Annotated in this window: 18 protein-coding genes and 1 pseudogene; 6 read left to right on the forward strand and 13 right to left on the reverse strand. The window is 34.4% G+C overall.

Annotated features, from left to right (window positions below; all coding sequences use genetic code 11):
• Positions 1 to 83 precede the first annotated feature (83 nt).
• Positions 84 to 977 (reverse strand): metallophosphoesterase, encoded by an 894-nt coding sequence (locus F0362_RS18235; RefSeq protein ID WP_001091710.1) that lies wholly within the window; start codon positions 975 to 977, stop codon positions 84 to 86.
• A gap of 63 nt (positions 978 to 1,040) precedes the next feature.
• On the opposite strand from F0362_RS18235, the pseudogene F0362_RS18240 reads away from it, so the two are divergent.
• Together F0362_RS18240 and F0362_RS18245 are read left to right on the forward strand one after the other, a co-directional pair.
• Positions 1,041 to 1,261 (forward strand): annotated as a pseudogene (locus tag F0362_RS18240) (formate/nitrite transporter family protein); the annotation flags it as partial.
• Positions 1,262 to 1,401: 140 nt separating this feature from the next.
• Entirely contained in the window at positions 1,402 to 1,674 is a 273-nt protein-coding gene (locus F0362_RS18245) for an HU family DNA-binding protein (protein ID WP_001043903.1), read from the forward strand.
• Between the two features lie 31 nt (positions 1,675 to 1,705).
• Here F0362_RS18245 and F0362_RS18250 read toward each other — a convergent pair whose 3' ends face one another.
• From F0362_RS18250 to F0362_RS18275, 6 genes are all read right to left on the reverse strand, one after another.
• Entirely contained in the window at positions 1,706 to 2,173 is a 468-nt protein-coding gene (locus tag F0362_RS18250) for a GNAT family N-acetyltransferase (protein ID WP_000954491.1), read from the reverse strand.
• A 171-nt stretch (positions 2,174 to 2,344) separates the two neighbouring features.
• Positions 2,345 to 4,762 carry a heavy metal translocating P-type ATPase gene (locus F0362_RS18255; protein ID WP_001005320.1) on the reverse strand — a complete coding sequence of 806 codons (2,418 nt, stop codon included), beginning with the start codon at positions 4,760 to 4,762 and terminating at the stop codon, positions 2,345 to 2,347.
• A gap of 95 nt (positions 4,763 to 4,857) precedes the next feature.
• Positions 4,858 to 5,064 carry a copper chaperone CopZ gene (copZ, locus tag F0362_RS18260; RefSeq protein ID WP_000436967.1) on the reverse strand — a complete coding sequence of 69 codons (207 nt, stop codon included), beginning with the start codon at positions 5,062 to 5,064 and terminating at the stop codon, positions 4,858 to 4,860.
• A gap of 203 nt (positions 5,065 to 5,267) precedes the next feature.
• Positions 5,268 to 5,570, reverse strand: a complete 303-nt coding sequence (locus F0362_RS18265) for a metal-sensing transcriptional repressor (protein ID WP_000349642.1) — start codon at positions 5,568 to 5,570, stop codon at positions 5,268 to 5,270.
• 450 nt (positions 5,571 to 6,020) lie between these two features.
• Positions 6,021 to 6,248, reverse strand: a complete 228-nt coding sequence (locus F0362_RS18270; protein ID WP_000849103.1) for a hypothetical protein — start codon at positions 6,246 to 6,248, stop codon at positions 6,021 to 6,023.
• Positions 6,249 to 6,556: 308 nt separating this feature from the next.
• On the reverse strand, positions 6,557 to 7,627 hold the full coding sequence (locus F0362_RS18275; RefSeq protein WP_000273065.1) for a helix-turn-helix transcriptional regulator: 1,071 nt from the start codon (positions 7,625 to 7,627) through the stop codon (positions 6,557 to 6,559).
• A gap of 87 nt (positions 7,628 to 7,714) precedes the next feature.
• On the opposite strand from F0362_RS18275, the gene F0362_RS18280 reads away from it, so the two are divergent.
• Positions 7,715 to 8,404 (forward strand): class I SAM-dependent methyltransferase, encoded by a 690-nt coding sequence (locus tag F0362_RS18280; RefSeq protein WP_001104348.1) that lies wholly within the window; start codon positions 7,715 to 7,717, stop codon positions 8,402 to 8,404.
• 44 nt (positions 8,405 to 8,448) lie between these two features.
• Here F0362_RS18280 and F0362_RS18285 read toward each other — a convergent pair whose 3' ends face one another.
• The 6 genes from F0362_RS18285 to F0362_RS18310 all read right to left on the reverse strand — a co-directional run bounded on the left by F0362_RS18285 (position 8,449) and on the right by F0362_RS18310 (position 14,195).
• Positions 8,449 to 9,267 carry an alpha/beta hydrolase gene (locus tag F0362_RS18285; RefSeq protein ID WP_001098325.1) on the reverse strand — a complete coding sequence of 273 codons (819 nt, stop codon included), beginning with the start codon at positions 9,265 to 9,267 and terminating at the stop codon, positions 8,449 to 8,451.
• A gap of 14 nt (positions 9,268 to 9,281) precedes the next feature.
• On the reverse strand, positions 9,282 to 10,103 hold the full coding sequence (locus F0362_RS18290) for an ABC transporter ATP-binding protein (protein ID WP_000025775.1): 822 nt from the start codon (positions 10,101 to 10,103) through the stop codon (positions 9,282 to 9,284).
• A gap of 14 nt (positions 10,104 to 10,117) precedes the next feature.
• The gene (locus F0362_RS18295) at positions 10,118 to 11,140 is read right to left on the reverse strand and encodes a FecCD family ABC transporter permease (RefSeq protein WP_000920443.1); all 1,023 of its coding nucleotides are present in this window, start codon (positions 11,138 to 11,140) and stop codon (positions 10,118 to 10,120) included.
• The gene (locus F0362_RS18300) at positions 11,133 to 12,140 is read right to left on the reverse strand and encodes a FecCD family ABC transporter permease (protein WP_001173039.1); all 1,008 of its coding nucleotides are present in this window, start codon (positions 12,138 to 12,140) and stop codon (positions 11,133 to 11,135) included. Before F0362_RS18300 ends, F0362_RS18295 begins: the two co-directional genes overlap by 8 nt.
• A 27-nt stretch (positions 12,141 to 12,167) precedes the next feature.
• Complete coding sequence (locus F0362_RS18305; protein ID WP_001035500.1) at positions 12,168 to 13,133, reverse strand: iron-hydroxamate ABC transporter substrate-binding protein; 966 nt, start codon at positions 13,131 to 13,133, stop codon at positions 12,168 to 12,170.
• Between the two features lie 303 nt (positions 13,134 to 13,436).
• Complete coding sequence (locus F0362_RS18310; protein WP_000767610.1) at positions 13,437 to 14,195, reverse strand: exodeoxyribonuclease III; 759 nt, start codon at positions 14,193 to 14,195, stop codon at positions 13,437 to 13,439.
• Between the two features lie 154 nt (positions 14,196 to 14,349).
• Between F0362_RS18310 and F0362_RS18315 the strand changes: the two genes are divergently transcribed.
• Genes F0362_RS18315 through F0362_RS18325 form a run of 3 tightly spaced genes read left to right on the forward strand, consistent with a single transcriptional unit; the run spans position 14,350 to position 16,365 of the window.
• A complete protein-coding gene (locus F0362_RS18315; protein WP_000551292.1) occupies positions 14,350 to 14,946 on the forward strand; it encodes a bifunctional transcriptional activator/DNA repair enzyme AdaA in 597 nt (198 codons plus the stop codon).
• Entirely contained in the window at positions 14,927 to 15,457 is a 531-nt protein-coding gene (locus F0362_RS18320) for a methylated-DNA--[protein]-cysteine S-methyltransferase (protein ID WP_001089819.1), read from the forward strand. The genes F0362_RS18315 and F0362_RS18320 overlap by 20 nt, the downstream gene beginning before the upstream one ends.
• Positions 15,454 to 16,365 (forward strand): DNA-3-methyladenine glycosylase 2, encoded by a 912-nt coding sequence (locus F0362_RS18325; RefSeq protein ID WP_000123491.1) that lies wholly within the window; start codon positions 15,454 to 15,456, stop codon positions 16,363 to 16,365. Before F0362_RS18320 ends, F0362_RS18325 begins: the two co-directional genes overlap by 4 nt.
• The last annotated feature ends 30 nt before the right edge of the window (positions 16,366 to 16,395 follow it).

The raw sequence follows: 16,395 nt of genomic DNA on the forward strand, positions 1-16,395 counted from the left end.
AAATTTAATTTACATAACATTCTGTATTTAATCAATAAAAAGGAGAACTTTCTCTGAAAGTCCTCCTACTATTCTAGAATCGTCTAATTACTATTTTGCTTCAACACAAATACTGAAAGTTCAGGTACACTCCAAAATCTAACCGGCATTCGGGTTGTCCCAATACCTCGATTTACATATAAATGTAACGGCTTATTCTTCCCTTCTAATTCATACATACCTTCAACATAGCTCTCAGCTAATTTTGTAGTAATTAATGGACCTATAAAAGGAATTTGAACTTGTCCTCCGTGACTATGCCCTGAAACTTGAAAATCAACTGGATAACAAGCTACTTTGTCTACAACATCCGGCTCATGTACTAATAGCATATTGAAATCTTGTTGCCTTACATGTTTTAAAGTCGCGTCTATTTGTGGCTTCCCTAATAAGAAATCATCCAAGCCTGATATTGTAATATATTTGCCGTTTCCCACTTTAATTTTCTGCACTTCATTTACTAATACAGAAAAACCAGCTTCCTCCATATACTTTTTATAAAACACACTACCACCCCCGCCCCTATCATGATTCCCAAACACAGCATATTTCCCTAAGGGAGCATTAATTTTCTGCAAAATAACCTTCGCTTCATCTTTTTCCGCACTATAAGATCCAAACTTATCTATTAAATCTCCTGTGAAAACAACTATATCTGGATGCAATTCATTCATTTTCTCCACCAAATTTTCTAGTTGTTTCAATGTAAACTCTGGTCCTAAATGTACATCTGAGAATTGCAATATTTTTTTATTATTAAACTCTTTAGGAATCGTCGGGGCTTCTATTTCATTCCACGTAACTGTTATTAGTTTTCGTTCTATTTCTGTCGCATAGAAATACAAGCTTACTGGAATCATTACTATACTTATGAAACTTATAATAAGTTTCTTTAAGATTGATTTTTTTTGTTCTTTTTTTACATGATGCGTATTCATGTTTTCACCTCTAGATGTAGTTTAAAATCCTTTTGTTACATTGATGTGACAACATGAAAAAAATTGGGGTTTCAACACGTTGTAGCAAATATGTTTGTTATCCCAGCTGCAATTTTTACCGGTCATGTAACTTGGATTGAATATTTCCCAAACTTCTTGTTTTCTTTGGGAATTTAGTAGGCGGTTTGTATTTTGTAGAACTACCTTATTTCATATCTTATAATAAGAAACTACCTACAAATAAAGAGAAGACTGAAATACAGAACAAATCTATATCCGCTTAAATGGAATGGTTATAAAGTAGGCTAAAAAATATTACAAATTTCATTTTTTTCGTGAATATATCTACGTACACTTGTTCTCGAATGTTTTATACGTTATAATAACAACTTAAATAGCATTATTTACATATGAGGTGAAAAACATGAATAAAACAGAATTAATTAAAAACGTAGCACAAAATGCTGAGATTTCTCAAAAAGAAGCTACTGTAGTTGTACAAACTGTAGTAGAATCAATCACTAACGCTTTAGCTGCTGGTGAAAAAGTACAACTTATCGGATTCGGTACATTCGAAGTTCGTGAAAGAGCTGCTCGTACAGGCCGTAACCCACAAACTGGTGAAGAAATGCAAATCGCAGCTTCTAAAGTACCTGCTTTCAAAGCTGGTAAAGAACTAAAAGAAGCTGTAAAATAATGAAAAAATAGCCTTCTCGTTTATGAGAAGGCTATTTTTTCATAACATAATTAATAAAAATCTGACCATTGTGCTGTTTTTTTTGTTCCTTTATGCAAATAAAACCTTTCCTTTCAAAGAAAGATTTTGCTGTAATACTCGCCTCTGTATATATATCCCCGTGCCCTAAGTTCACTGCTTCTTTTTCTAACTTCTGTAATATGTATGAAGCTACCCCTTTTCCTTGATAATCTTTATGCGTAAATAAGCGATCTATGTAATGCTCATCATTATAATCCCCAAACCCCACTATCACACCTCTATACTCAGCAACGTAACAAATATTCTTTTCTAAAGACTGTAGCCATCTTTCTCTATCTAGTCGCTTTGGCGCCCATGCCTGTAGCTGTAACTCGTTATAATCTCTTGCATTCACCGTATGAACTGTTTCATAGAACAATTGTAATACTGTTTCTAAATCCTCTTTCTGGAATGTCCTAATTATAATATCCGTTAACATATATGAGTCTCCTTACTAAACTAACACTCGGCTTTCTACTATAATAAGATTCAATATTGCTGCTTTATTATACCTTTTTTCTTTTTATACAAACAAAAAAACAACACTTATTCAAAGTATTGTTTTTTTGTATAAAAGCATTTTCAATTACTCTATAAATTAAAATTTTTATTATTTTAATTTCACTCTTTGCAATCTTAATGCATTTAATACGACTGATACCGAGCTAAATGCCATCGCCGCCCCTGCAACCCAAGGTGCTAAGAAACCTAATGCTGCAATTGGGATCCCTAAGCCATTATAAGCTAACGCCCAGAATAGGTTTTGCTTAATATTTCTAATCGTCATTTTACTCATAAAAATTGCATCGGCAATACTATTTAAATCACCACGGATTAACGTAATATCCGCTGCTTCCATCGCTACATCCGTTCCTGTTCCAATTGCCATACCAATGTCTGCTGTAGCAAGAGCAGGAGCATCATTTATTCCATCTCCAACCATCGCTACTTTCTTACCTTGCGCTTGCAGTTTTTTCACTTCTTCTGCTTTTCCTTCTGGCAATACTTCTGCAATTACGTGATCAATACCAACTTGCCCTGCAATTGCCTGAGCAGTTTGTGTATTATCCCCTGTAATCATAACAACGTCTAGACCCATTTTCTTAAGTCGTGCGATAGCTGCTTTTGAAGTATCTTTTACAGTATCCGCAACAGCAACTATTCCAGCATACTCCTTATCTATCGCTATTAACATTGCTGTTTTTCCTTCTCGCTCTAGCTCTTCCATCGATTTAGAAACTTCTTCAATATCAATATTAAACTTCGTCATTAATCGACGTGTACCAATTAATAATTGTTTCCCTTCAACAATCGATTCAATACCGAACCCAGGAATTGCTTCAAATGTTTCCGAACTTGGTATATCAATTTTCTTTTCTTTAATTCCTTCTACTATCGCTTCTGCAAGTGGGTGTTCAGAATTTTTTTCTGCCGCTCCTACTAAACGTAGTATTTCTTCTTCATGGAATCCATCTGCTACAATTATATCTGTTAATACTGGCTTCCCATTTGTCACAGTACCCGTTTTGTCTAAAATAACCGTATCTAATCGGTGCGTTGCTTCTAAATGCTCTCCACCTTTAAATAAAATACCATACTCAGCTGATCTTCCTGATCCAGCCATAATAGATGTAGGTGTCGCAAGACCTAACGCACATGGGCAGGCGATAACAAGTACTGCTATCATTTTCTCAAGCGCTCCGCCAAAATCACCAGGTGTAACAAATATCATCCACACTGCAAATGTAATAATAGCAATCACAACTACAACCGGTACGAAAATACCAGAAATTTGATCAGCTACCCGTTGAATAGGCGCTTTCGATCCTTGCGCTTCTTCTACTACTTTAATAATTTGAGCTAATGCCGTATCTCTACCTACCTTAGTTGCTTTAACTTTTAAAAATCCATTTTTATTTATTGTAGAACCAATTACTACATCTCCAATTGTTTTATCAACTGGAATACTTTCACCCGTTAACATCGATTCATCAATCGCAGATTTTCCTTCTACAATTTCTCCATCAACTGGTATTTTTTCACCAGGTTTTACATAAACGATATCACCAGCTACCACTTCTTCGATTAAAATCTTCATTTCTGTTCCATCTCGTACAACTGTAGCTGTTTTCGCTTGTAATCCCATTAACTTTTTAATTGCTTCTGATGAACGTCCCTTTGCCTTTGCTTCAAATAATTTACCTAAAATAATTAATGTAATAAGTACCGCACTCGTTTCAAAATATAAATCTGTCATATGTTCCGAAGAACCAATAGATTGAATACTTAAATATACACTATAGAAATAAGCGGCCGACGTTCCAAGTGCCACGAGAACATCCATATTCGCACTTTTATTACGTAACGCTTTATAAGCTCCAATATAAAACTGTCCACCAATGATAAATTGAACAGGAGTTGCAAGAGCTAGCTGTACCCAAGGGTTCATTAGCATATCAGGTAAATAAATAAACGATGTAAATGAGAAATGACTCACCATTGCCCACAATAACGGGAATGATAAAATAAACGAAATAATAAATTTTTTCTTTTGTCGTTTAATTTCTTGTAAGCGATGATCTGTTGATCCATCTCGCTCATCTGATTTCACTTCTAATTTATATCCTAACTTTGTAATCGTACTCTTCATTTCATTTACACTGACTTCATCAGGATTAAAGTCTACCGTTGCCGACTCTAAAGCGAAATTAACCGTCGCTTTGTTCACACCATCTAACTTATTTAAACGCTTTTCAACTCTATTCGCACATGCTGCACATGTCATTCCTGAAACAGTAAATTCAGCTTTATCACTTACAATTCCATATCCTAACGATTCAACTTTTTCTTTAAAGTGTTGCGGAGTTGTTTTAGTTGGATCGTACATTATTTTTGTTTTTTCAAGTGCAAAATTTACATTTGCATCATGAACACCTTCTACTTTTTTCAGACCTTTTTCAATTCTATTGGCACATGCTGCACATGTCATTCCTGATATTTGAAGATTGGCCTCTTTTTGTTCATTCATGTCTCTCACCTCTATATACCCTTGTGAGGTATAATTATTAGCAAAATAAATCGTACTTCGTTTAAAGTACGATTTATTTCCATATCTAAAAATAATTATTGAACATCGTATCCTTGATCTTCAATTACAGCAACGATATCTTTTAATGTTATAGCAGACGAGTCGATAGTAACTTCAACAGTTCCTTCTGCTAATTGAACCTTCACTTTTTCAACACCGTTTAGCTCTTTCACACTGCTTTCGATAGAGTTTACACAATGTCCACAAGACATACCTTCAACTTTTAATGTTAACTGTTCCATTTAAAATCCTCCTCTTGTTTCTTCATTGTTTGTTAATCACAACTACATTTTACCATACCCCCCTAAGGTAATCAATGGTTTTGTATCATGATTTTTCAATTATTTTCTAAACGTTTATTTTACACACACTTTTTCACTACAATACACCTAAATCCAATATACGGGTAAACAAAAAAACAAGCCAGTTACATACTAGCTTGTTTTTACGCTTTTGAAAAACGTTCAAATACTGTCATTAATTCTTCAATTGCTTCGTCACCATTTCCATTTTTAATAGCTCCTGAAACACAATGACTCGTATGATTTTTTAAGACACCCATTCCTACTTTTTTCATCGCTGCATTAATCGCTGAAATTTGCACTAAAATATCAACGCAATAACGATCATTTTCAATCATATTTTGAATACCACGAACTTGTCCTTCGATTCTCTTCAATCTATTTATAATTTGCTCTTTTTCTTTTTCTGATCTATGTGTTACTGATTCATGCTCTTTATGATCCATATTATCACCTTCTTAAAATTTCTCTTCATCCAATAAAACAATTGCTTTTATGAGTATACCAATTATAGCATTAAATATCTATGTATGATACCCCATATGAGTATATTTCCACTTTATGATTATTCTTAACACATTATTAGCTTCTCAGTCTCAATTTTTATTATACCCTTTCCTTTTTGTAAAAAAATCATTATATCTCCAATCAAAATCCAATAAAGTGAAATTTTAATTAGCCCTCACCAATCGAGCTTTTATGGGCAGCCCGACCTTCACCTACCTTCTTTGCTTTCGCTGAATTTTGAGGTGGGGGTCTTACTGCCTGGCAAATAGCGGGATAAATTGAAACAATAATAAGCGGGGATTGTCCATCCCCGCTTATTATTCGCCTACAAATATAAAAGCCTCAATCTTCACACGTTTAAATTGAGACTTTTTTCTTCCTATATATAGTTATTGCTGATCACATACTTTTGTATCATTCACTACTGAAGTTCCTTCAACGGTCACCGTATGAAAACAATCATTCACTCGAACTGTCACAACATTATCTTGCCGATCAATGATATGATATTCATTAAAATTTTTATTCAGAGCACTGCGAATTTGTTCTCCTTCATAAATTGGGATGCCATGTGATAGAACCCAAATCAGTCCAGCGATAGCAAGAATAGTTTTCATACGATCTACCTCCTTGAGAATATAGTGAACTTTTAATCCGCGCTTTTTCAGCTCTATTCCTCTTGATTTGAATGAATCAAGACTTTTTGGAAATAAGTTCATTTCGTCTATTTTATGTTTATGCTAATTGTGACGGAAATGTGACAACTTTTTGTCTCTTTAGACGAAAAGTTGAAACAAAACTTTCAAAAAGGACAATTCTACTTATGAAAAAAGGTTACGGAATGTTTCATCCATAACCTTTTTTCAGCCCTATTTTACAACTCAGCCACCGTACTTCATGTGATTTTAGTAGACTTGTTTTATTTTTATTTATCAACATCAAAGCAAAATCTCGAAAAAACTTCCCACACAAGTTCATTTCTACTACTTACCCCAGTCTTTTCAAAAATGGATTTTAAATGATCTTGTACTGTGTATATAGATATACACAGTTCTTGGGCTAATTCCTTTGTCGACATACCTGTAAGAATTTTACGTACTACTTGCTTCTCACGTGTTGTAAAACTATAAACTTCCATAATAAGCGGAAAGATTTCTTCTGGTCTTGCTCTTTCGAAAAGAACAACATAACCAGCCTGAAAACTACTTGTACATTCTAACTTACTGGCCCGAATGATTAGAAAATGTCCATAGGCTAAAGGTATACAAACTTTTTCTTCTCTCCGTATGCAATCTACATTATATTCGTTAGCCTTTACTTTCGAACAAACTGCTCGTATTGGTCTTGGTATTTCTTTTATATTTAACTGTTCATACTTTCTAAGATTTGAGAGCCAATCGCTACCATCTTGATTCCAATATAATAAATTAAAATCCTCACTTAATATAATCGTGCCTGTCCCTATCACCTTCTCTTCTGAAAAAGGTATAGGAAATGCCTTTTTTAAAGCCTCTCCAGCAATTGGGACTATCGTTGCTAAGTACTTACAATCATCGATATGAAAAACGGGACTGGTACTCCCTCGAAATAAACTAAGATGCCCAAAACATTTCCCCTTACTTATACAAACGCCCCTTAATTCATCTCCAAAACTTGCTGGTTTTAAAATATTTCGGTATCTAGAACTTTTCTTTTGCTCACCATTTGTCGCCATACTAAGAGCAGCAACATGAGGTGAGTGTTCTGATAAATATTTAAATTTATTAAAATCATCATCTAGAAATTCATTCATAAACAATTGTGGATGAATCTTTTCAACACTTGCATCCGTAAATGCCCCAGTAGATAAAAAAGAAATTGGGTCTATAATTGTAAAACAAGCGGCTTCAAAATCAATAACTTTACGAATCAAGTGGAGAAATGACTTTTGAAATGTCCTTATAGAACTTATACGATTCGCTAGCATTGTAATTTCTTTCGTTGTTTTTTCATACATCCTCTTCCCCCCAGATTTATGGGATTGTTCACCTTCATACATTTATTTCATAATAAAGCTATAGTACATATACTTAGGAGGTCAAAAATGAATTGGAATGATACTACCGTAAGTTCATATGAACAAAGAATTCCATTAAAAATCCCAAGCTATTACACCCTATACGACATGATAAATCATTTCTTGTTTACTACACTCCCTAAAGAACATATCAATCCGAATTTACTAGTTATAGGTGCTGGAGGTGGACAAGAGATCCTCTCAATAGGTAAACAAAATAGCAATTTATCTTTTACAGGTGTTGATCCATCTGAAAGCATGCTACAGTTAGCTAAAAAAAGAATTGAAAACGAAGGCGTACAGAACCAAATTCACTTCGTACATGGAACTGTCCATTCATTATTACCAAATTCGTTATTTGACACCGCTACCTGTATGCTTGTTCTTCATTTCATCCCAACTATTGAGGAGAAAAAAGAGCTTCTTCATGAAATTAGTAGGCGCTTAAAACCTGACGCTCCATTCTTTCTCTCTACAATAAATGGTGTACCCCATACAAGTATGTTTTCTGCGCAATTGAATGCTTGGCAAAACTACATGATACAAAATCAAATTCCATTAGAAGATTGGGACCGGTTTGAAAATTCTTTTGAAACAGACATATTTCCTATTTCCGAAAATAATCTACTTGCTATTATGGAAGAATGTGGATTTACTCAAATCAATCGCTTTTTCACTAGCTTTTTAATTGATGGATACGTAGCAATAAAACAATAATGAAAAAAGGTAAGCAATCGCTTACCTTTTTTCATATACTTCTTCTACACTTGACTAATAAATCGCAATCCTTTACTTAAAGACGTTGGGACAACAGATGCGTGATTCTCCCCTTCCGCTTCATAAAACTTAAATTTAAGTTTATCATGTGTTACTTGGAGAAGTCGCTCTGATAATTCATTTGCACCTACAACCATATGCTCTCGTTCTAGTGACCCAACTGTAAGGAATACCCCTGTTTCAAACTTAGCATTGTTTAATTCATTTATAAGGTTCTCTTCTTTTTCAAGTACAGATCGGTTATTCCACCAAATAGATGGACTACTAATAAAATAATTTTGAAAGGCATTTACGTTTGTAAATAGTATGTGTAAAGCAAATAGGCCACCTAGCGAATGCCCAAATAACGTTTGTTTTCCTTTATCAATCGCAAAACTTTTTTCAATTTGCGGTTTAACTTCTTCTTCAATAAAAGTAAAGAAGTTATGTGCTCCTCCTGTTTTAGGCCACGGTTTACCGTCTGGTTTTAAAGGAGCATCTTTTGAAATTACGCTAGGTGTAAAATCATAGCATCTTTCTTCTCCTGAAAATGCTCCTTCAATTGGATAACCGATACCTACTATAACGGCTGGTGAAACACCTGTTTTTTCAGCCCTTACTGATTGTATTTTAACCGCTTCATGAAATGTTTGAAAAAAGGCATTGCCATCTAATACGTATATGACAGGGTATCCTGAATCCGGTGCTGGTTGCCTCGGCTTTGAAATATGAATTTGATATTCCTTACCCTCTACTTTTGAATACATTTTCCACTGTTCTGTATTAGATGTAATAATCTGCTGTTTTTCAATAGTAGTATTCACCCTATCTCCCCCTTTTAACTCGTTACATATATTTCTACTTTTTCTTCTTGAGATACAACACTATCATAACCGAAACAAACAGGAGCCCCATTATACGGGTCAATCATGACACGCGCATCAATATGAAATACTTCTTTTAATACTTCATTTGTAATAATTTCTTCTGGACTACCAGTTGTAACAATTTCCCCATCTTTCATTGCAATAATTTCATCGGAAAACCTTGCTGCGTGGTTAATATCATGCAATACCATTACAATCGTACAATTATGTTCTCTATTTAACTTTTCTACAATTTGCAATACATCTAATTGGTGAGACATATCAAGATATGTAGTCGGTTCATCTAATAGCAACACTTCTGTCTCTTGCGCTAAAGCCATCGCTAGCCATACCTTTTGTCGTTGACCACCTGATAAATTTGCAATTTGTCTCGTTCTAAATTCTGAAGTTTTCGTTATATCTAATGCCCAATCAATCATTTCTTTATCTTTTGAGGTTAACTTGTTTACGTTATTTCGATGTGGATAGCGTCCATAAGAAATTAATTCTTCTACTTTAAGCTCTCCTGGTGCAATCGGAGTTTGCGGAAGTAAGGCTAACAGCTTGGCAATTTCTTTCGTTGGAATTGTATTTAAATCCTGTCCTTGCAAATAAACTTTTCCGCTTTTTTGCTTTAAAATTCGTCCCATCGTTTTTAATAGTGTTGATTTACCGCACCCGTTTGGCCCTATAATTGTCGTTACTTTTCCTTCTTGTATTTCCACATTTAAATCGCGAAACACTGTAAGTTTTTCATAACTCGTTTCTAAATTTTTTGCACTTAAAATACTCACTTTTATTCCTCCTCTTACGCTTTCGCCTTATAAAGTAAATATAAGAAATACGGTACACCGACAATAGAAATAACGATTCCAACTGGTAACTCTACAGGTGTGAAAACTGTTTTTGCAATAAAGTCTGAAGCAATTACAAGAAACATTCCGATTACTCCGCACGTAGGAATGATATGCTTATGCTGAATACCAACAAGTCTTTTCGCTATATGCGGTGCCATTAGTCCGATGAAACCAATACTTCCTGAAACAGCAACACATGCGCTCACAAGTCCGATACTACTTAATAGTAAAATTGATTTCTCTCTTTCTACTGAAACACCTAAACTCGTAATACTCGTTTCTTCCAATTGAAATAAATCTAATAAATAAGCTTTCTTCTGTATAAGTGGAATTAAAATGATAAGCCACGGTAACATAGCAATAATATACTTCCAGTTTGCACTATATATGCTTCCAGACACCCAAACTGCAGCCATCTCAAAATCAGATGATTTCATTTTGAGTGATAAATACATAGAGAATGCGCCAAACCCTGAACCGATTGCAATCCCTGTTAACAAAAGTCGCTGCGAATCTAACTTACCGTTTTTCCAAGAAAACAGATAGATTATAATGGCTGCACCTAATCCACCAACTAGGCCAAACATCGGCATCATCATTATAGAAATCCAGTCTGTGCTCTTTAATTGTCCTTGAAAGAAAAACATAAAAATGACGATAGCTGTACCTGCTCCGGCATTTACTCCTAAAATACCTGGGTCCGCCAAACCATTTCTCGTAATCCCTTGAATTACAGCACCCGCAACGCCTAATCCTAATCCTACTAATCCAGCAATTACAATGCGCGGAAGACGAAACTCAAAAATAACTAAATCATGCTCTGGTAACGGATCTATTCTAAAAAGTGTTTTAAATACATCTGTAATCGTAATATCAAACGTTCCATTCGTTAAACTAATATAAATGGCACATAGTATTAAAAATATAATAATCCCCATCGTCATTCCAAAACGTTGACTTGAACTTTTAAGCATGTCTCTCTCCTCCTCTTGTACGGATTAAATAAAGGAAGAAAGGAATCCCAATTAAAGATGTAACGACTCCAATTGGCGTTTCAAATGGATAGTTTACAAATCTACTTAATACATCACATAAAGCTAAGAAAACTCCACCAATAACACCCGCACATGGTAAAATCCACTTATAATCTACCCCAATAATAAAGCGAGTAATGTGTGGAATAATTAAGCCTACAAAACCAACTTTTCCTACTAAAGCAACTGCTGTTCCTGTTAAAAAAATTACTGATAAAATTGCCATCGCTTTTACTAGTTTTGTACGCTGCCCTAGATTAATAGAAACTTCTTCTCCTAAAGAAAGAATGGTAATAGATTTCGCTATTAACAGCGCTAAAACTATCCCAATTATCCCAAAAGGTATCGTGATTTTAATTATATTAGGGTCCACTTGGTCTAACTTTGCATTAAACCAAAAACTAACATTTTGAGAGATTTGGAAATACGAAGCCATCGCAGCTGATACACTGCTTAAAAATGTTCCAATAACTGTCCCTATAATTGCTAACCTAACAGGAGATAAGCCATTTTGAAGAAGTGAGCCAAAACCAAACACGATACCGGCCCCTAGTGCAGAACCAATCATTGAACATAAAACCATACCGATTGATGACATTCCTGGAAGAAAAATCATACATAGTGTAATAACAAAGGCTGCACCATCCGTCACACCCATAATAGAAGGGGATGCAAGATAGTTTCTTGTCATCCCCTGCATAAGTGCTCCTGATATGGCTAGAAATGCTCCGACTAAAAGAGCTGCAACTACCCTTGGTAAACGTGAAGTAATAATAATATTATGATTTACATCGCTTGAATCAAAATGAAATAATGCGTTCCACACTGTTTCAGCATCAATACTTTTCGCACCATACAAAATAGAAAGTATAACTGTAGCTAAGATGAGTATGGGTGCTATACATAATATAGTTACTGGTACTGCATTTGTTTTCTGCATATCATTCAACGCACCTTACTTATTGTATTATTTAGATAAATTTTTCACTGCTTCTTTTAAGAATGCTGTTTTACTCCAAGCTGTACCACCTTGTGCCATTGGATCCACAACGTTTACAAATACTTTCTTTTCTTTCGCAGCATTCATACTTTGCCAAATTGGATTGCTTTCAATTTCTTCTAGTACTTTCGGGTTTTTATTTTCACTTGCCTCGTATTGTAAGAAAATATAATCCGGGTTAAGTTCAGCAAGTTTTTCAAATGAAATTTTCTCTTGTGCTTTTACAGTTTTCAATTGTTCTGGAGCAGTTAGTCCAAGATCTTTATAAATGACAGGGTTAAAGTATACACCTTCAGGATATAGGAATAATTCGTTTGCTCTTAGTCTAACGACAAGTACTTTTTTGTCTTTTAACTTATCTCCTAGTTTTGCTTTTGCTTTTTCAGCGTCCGCATTGTAATCTTTAATAATCTTTTCTGCTTTATCTTTTTTACCAGTTAATTCTCCCATTAACTTTAAGTTATCCTCCCAATTTGTTGAAACGTGTGATACCGGGAACGTCGGAGCTACTTTTGTAAACTTTTCAGCTGTTTCTGCTGGGAATTTCGTACTTGATGTAATAACATCTGGTTTTAATTGAAGTAATGTTTCAAAATTCGGTTGCATTTTCTCACCAACAGATTTTGCACCCTCTAAATCTTTTTCAAGATACTTTGGTAATTTACCACCTACAGTAATCGCACCAACTGGTTTAATTCCAAGTACGGCCGCATCTTCCATTGACTCTAAACTAGCTGTCGCAATTTTATCTACTTTTGCTGGCACTGTATATTCTTTACCTAAATATGTAATTTTTCGCTTTTCGTCTTTTTTCGTTTCCGTAGCTTTTGTCTGTTGCTTTTGCTCACCTGAAGTTTTATCCGCACTATTACATGCCGCTAACCCTACACTTAAAACTGTAACCATCCCTAACGTAAATAACTTCTTGTTCATCTTTATATATCTCCTCTCGAAACCTGTAAATAGATTATTTTTATATAAAAACTTAACTACATGAAACTTGTTCCATGCATATAATTCATTAGATTAATAATTTTATCCGGAACTCATTCTCGTTCACTTCCCCTAAACTATAATTCTTTCACACTTCATCCATTGATAACCCTTTTCACTGATAATGATTATCGTTACTAAGTATATATTTAATATGCAATTATTTCAAGAATGATTTGAAAAATTTTAACAAACTGAATTAAAAAGAAGTATCCGCCTATTATTAGCGAGATACTTCTTTTTTTAGAAATTTATATGTAATTCAACTGGGCAATGGTCTGATCCCATTATTTCACTGTTAATTTTCGCATCTGTTATTTGCCCTTTTATTCTTTCAGAGACAACAAAATAATCTAAACGCCATCCGATATTTTTCGCTCTTGCTCCCATACGATAGGACCACCAAGAGTATGCGCCTTCCTGATTAGGATAAAGGTGACGATACGTATCAACAAATCCTTCTTCTAAAATACGTGTAAACTTCTCCCTTTCCTCATCAGAAAATCCAGGGTTTTTACGGTTACTTTTTGGATTTTTTAAATCTATTTCTTTATGAGCAACATTTAAATCTCCACAGAAAACAACTGGTTTCTTTTCATCTAATTGCTTTATATAAGTCCTGAAATCATCTTCCCATTCCATTCTGTAATCTAAACGCTCTAATCCTCGTTTTGAGTTTGGCGTGTATAACGTTATCATGTAAAAATCTTCGAATTCTAAAGTAATGACTCTTCCTTCTTGATCATGCTCTTCAATGCCTAAACCGTACGTAACAGAAAGCGGTTCTTTTTTCGTAAAAATTGCCGTTCCTGAATAGCCTTTTTTCACAGCATAATTCCAATATGTATAATATCCCTCTGGATTTAAATCAATTTGTCCACTCTGTAATTTAATTTCTTGTAGACAAAATATATCTGCATTAGATTCCTCAAGGTATTCTAAAAATCCACCTTTTGCGATAACTGCACGTAAACCATTTACATTCCATGAAATTAACTTCACTTATAATCCTCCTCTTGCTGTTCACTTTCAAAGTTCATGCTATCACAAAATAGAAAAACAATCATATTTTCATCTTTGTAATCTTGCTCTTACATTTTTGAATACGTACATACGCACTTTATTCAGGTTATACTAATTTCAGAGGTGATGTTCTTTGCACAATGAAGGATTTACGTTAACAAGTGAGTATTGGCAAGCAATTATTCATAATGATTCTTCCTATGACAACAAATTCTTTTATGCTGTGAAATCAACTGGTATCTTTTGCCGACCATCGTGTAAATCAAGAATACCGAATCAAAACAATGTACGAATTTTTCTTCATGCAGAACAAGCATTGCATGAAAATTTTCGTCCGTGCAAACGTTGTAAACCAAATGGGATCACTTTACCAAATGAAGAGTGGGTAGTACAAATTAAAGAGTATATTGCAAAGCATTTTGACGAAGCATTAACTCTCGACATACTGGCGGAAATGTGCCACGGTAGTCCCTTTCATTTACAACGCACTTTCAAAAGAATAACAGGAATTAGCCCAATGGAATATATACAGCAATTCAGGATTGTGAAAGCGACGGAATATCTTTCACATACAAAGCAATCCGTTAAGGAAATTAGTACTGCTGTCGGGATAGAAAACCAAGAGTATTTCGCAACTTTATTTAAAACGAAAACTGGATTTACTCCTACTGAATATCGAAAAAAGAACGTAATGAAAGAGGGAGACAATAATGAATTCCTACAAAAATAAATCTATATATTGGACGCTACTTACACATAAAAATTGGTGCTTTCATATTGCGGCAACTGAAAATGGAATTTGTTTTATTGGATCACAAGACGCAAACTTTGAAGAACTAAATATATGGGCTAGAAAAAAAAAGCCCCAACATATATTGACTTGCAATCCAGATTACATGCAAACATATACGAAAGAAATTATCGAGTATTTAGAAAACAAGCGTGAAACTTTTACTTTCCCTATCGATGCTTACGGAACTGCTTTTCAATTATCCGTTTGGAATACGGTACGTGAAATTCCTTACGGGAAGACCTATTCTTATTCAGAAATTGCAGAAAGAATTCAAAAACCTACAGCTGTGCGTGCCGTTGCTTCTGCTATTGCCGCCAACCCTCTTCTCATTACGATTCCTTGCCATCGCGTTATAGGAAAAGATGGAAAACTAACTGGTTTTAGAGGCGGATTAGAAATGAAAAAAGAATTGCTCACATTAGAAAAATTACAGGTGGAATTCATATGACAGCAGAATATAATAACGCATTGACTTTAGCAGCTCCAAAAGAATTTAATTTCCAAGAAAACTTACGCTATCTATCACGTTCTAACAATGAATGTATGTTTCACATTGAAGATAACAAAATTTATAAAGTCATTCCTGTTGAACATGTAAACCCTTTAGTTGAAATTAGTATAAATACTGACGGAAATATTCAAATACGTTTTTTAGGAGAATCCTATAACTCTGAAAAATGGGTATGTGATGCTGTAGCTAACTATGTAATAGAGTGGTTTGATTTCACTACCGATTTAGCTCCTTTTTATACATTAGCTAAACATGATCCACTCCTTCAAGGCCCTATTCAAGATTATTATGGGCTTCGCACATTAGGTATTCCAGATTTATTTGAAGCACTTTCCTGGGGAATTATCGGTCAACAAATTAACCTCGCATATGCTTATACGCTAAAAAGAAGATTAGTTGAACAATTTGGAAGTTACGTAGAATGGAACGATAGAAAACATAGGATATTCCCATCACCTGAAACAATTGCAAATTTACATGTAGAGGATCTTAAAAAATTAAAAATGACGACTAGAAAATGTGAATATTTAATCGGTATTGCGAAGCTTATTACAGAAGGGAAACTATCAAAAGAATCGTTACTACAAACACAAGATGTAAAAATTGCTGAAAAACAATTAACCGCTATCCATGGTATAGGACCGTGGACTGCCCACTATGTTTTAATGCGCTGTTTACGCTTCCCTTCAGCCTTTCCAATTGATGATGTTGGTCTGCATAATGCAATTAAATTTATTACAGGTTCCCAAAATAAACCGACTAAAAATGAAATAAAAGACTTTGCGGCAAACTGGACAAATTGGGAATCTTATGCAACTTTTTATTTGTGGCGAGTGCTATATTAAAAAGAACCAAGTAGCACATTCGTACTACTT

It is taken from the genome of Bacillus sp. BS98 (assembly GCF_008432245.1).
Lineage (GTDB): Bacteria > Bacillota > Bacilli > Bacillales > Bacillaceae_G > Bacillus_A > Bacillus_A toyonensis.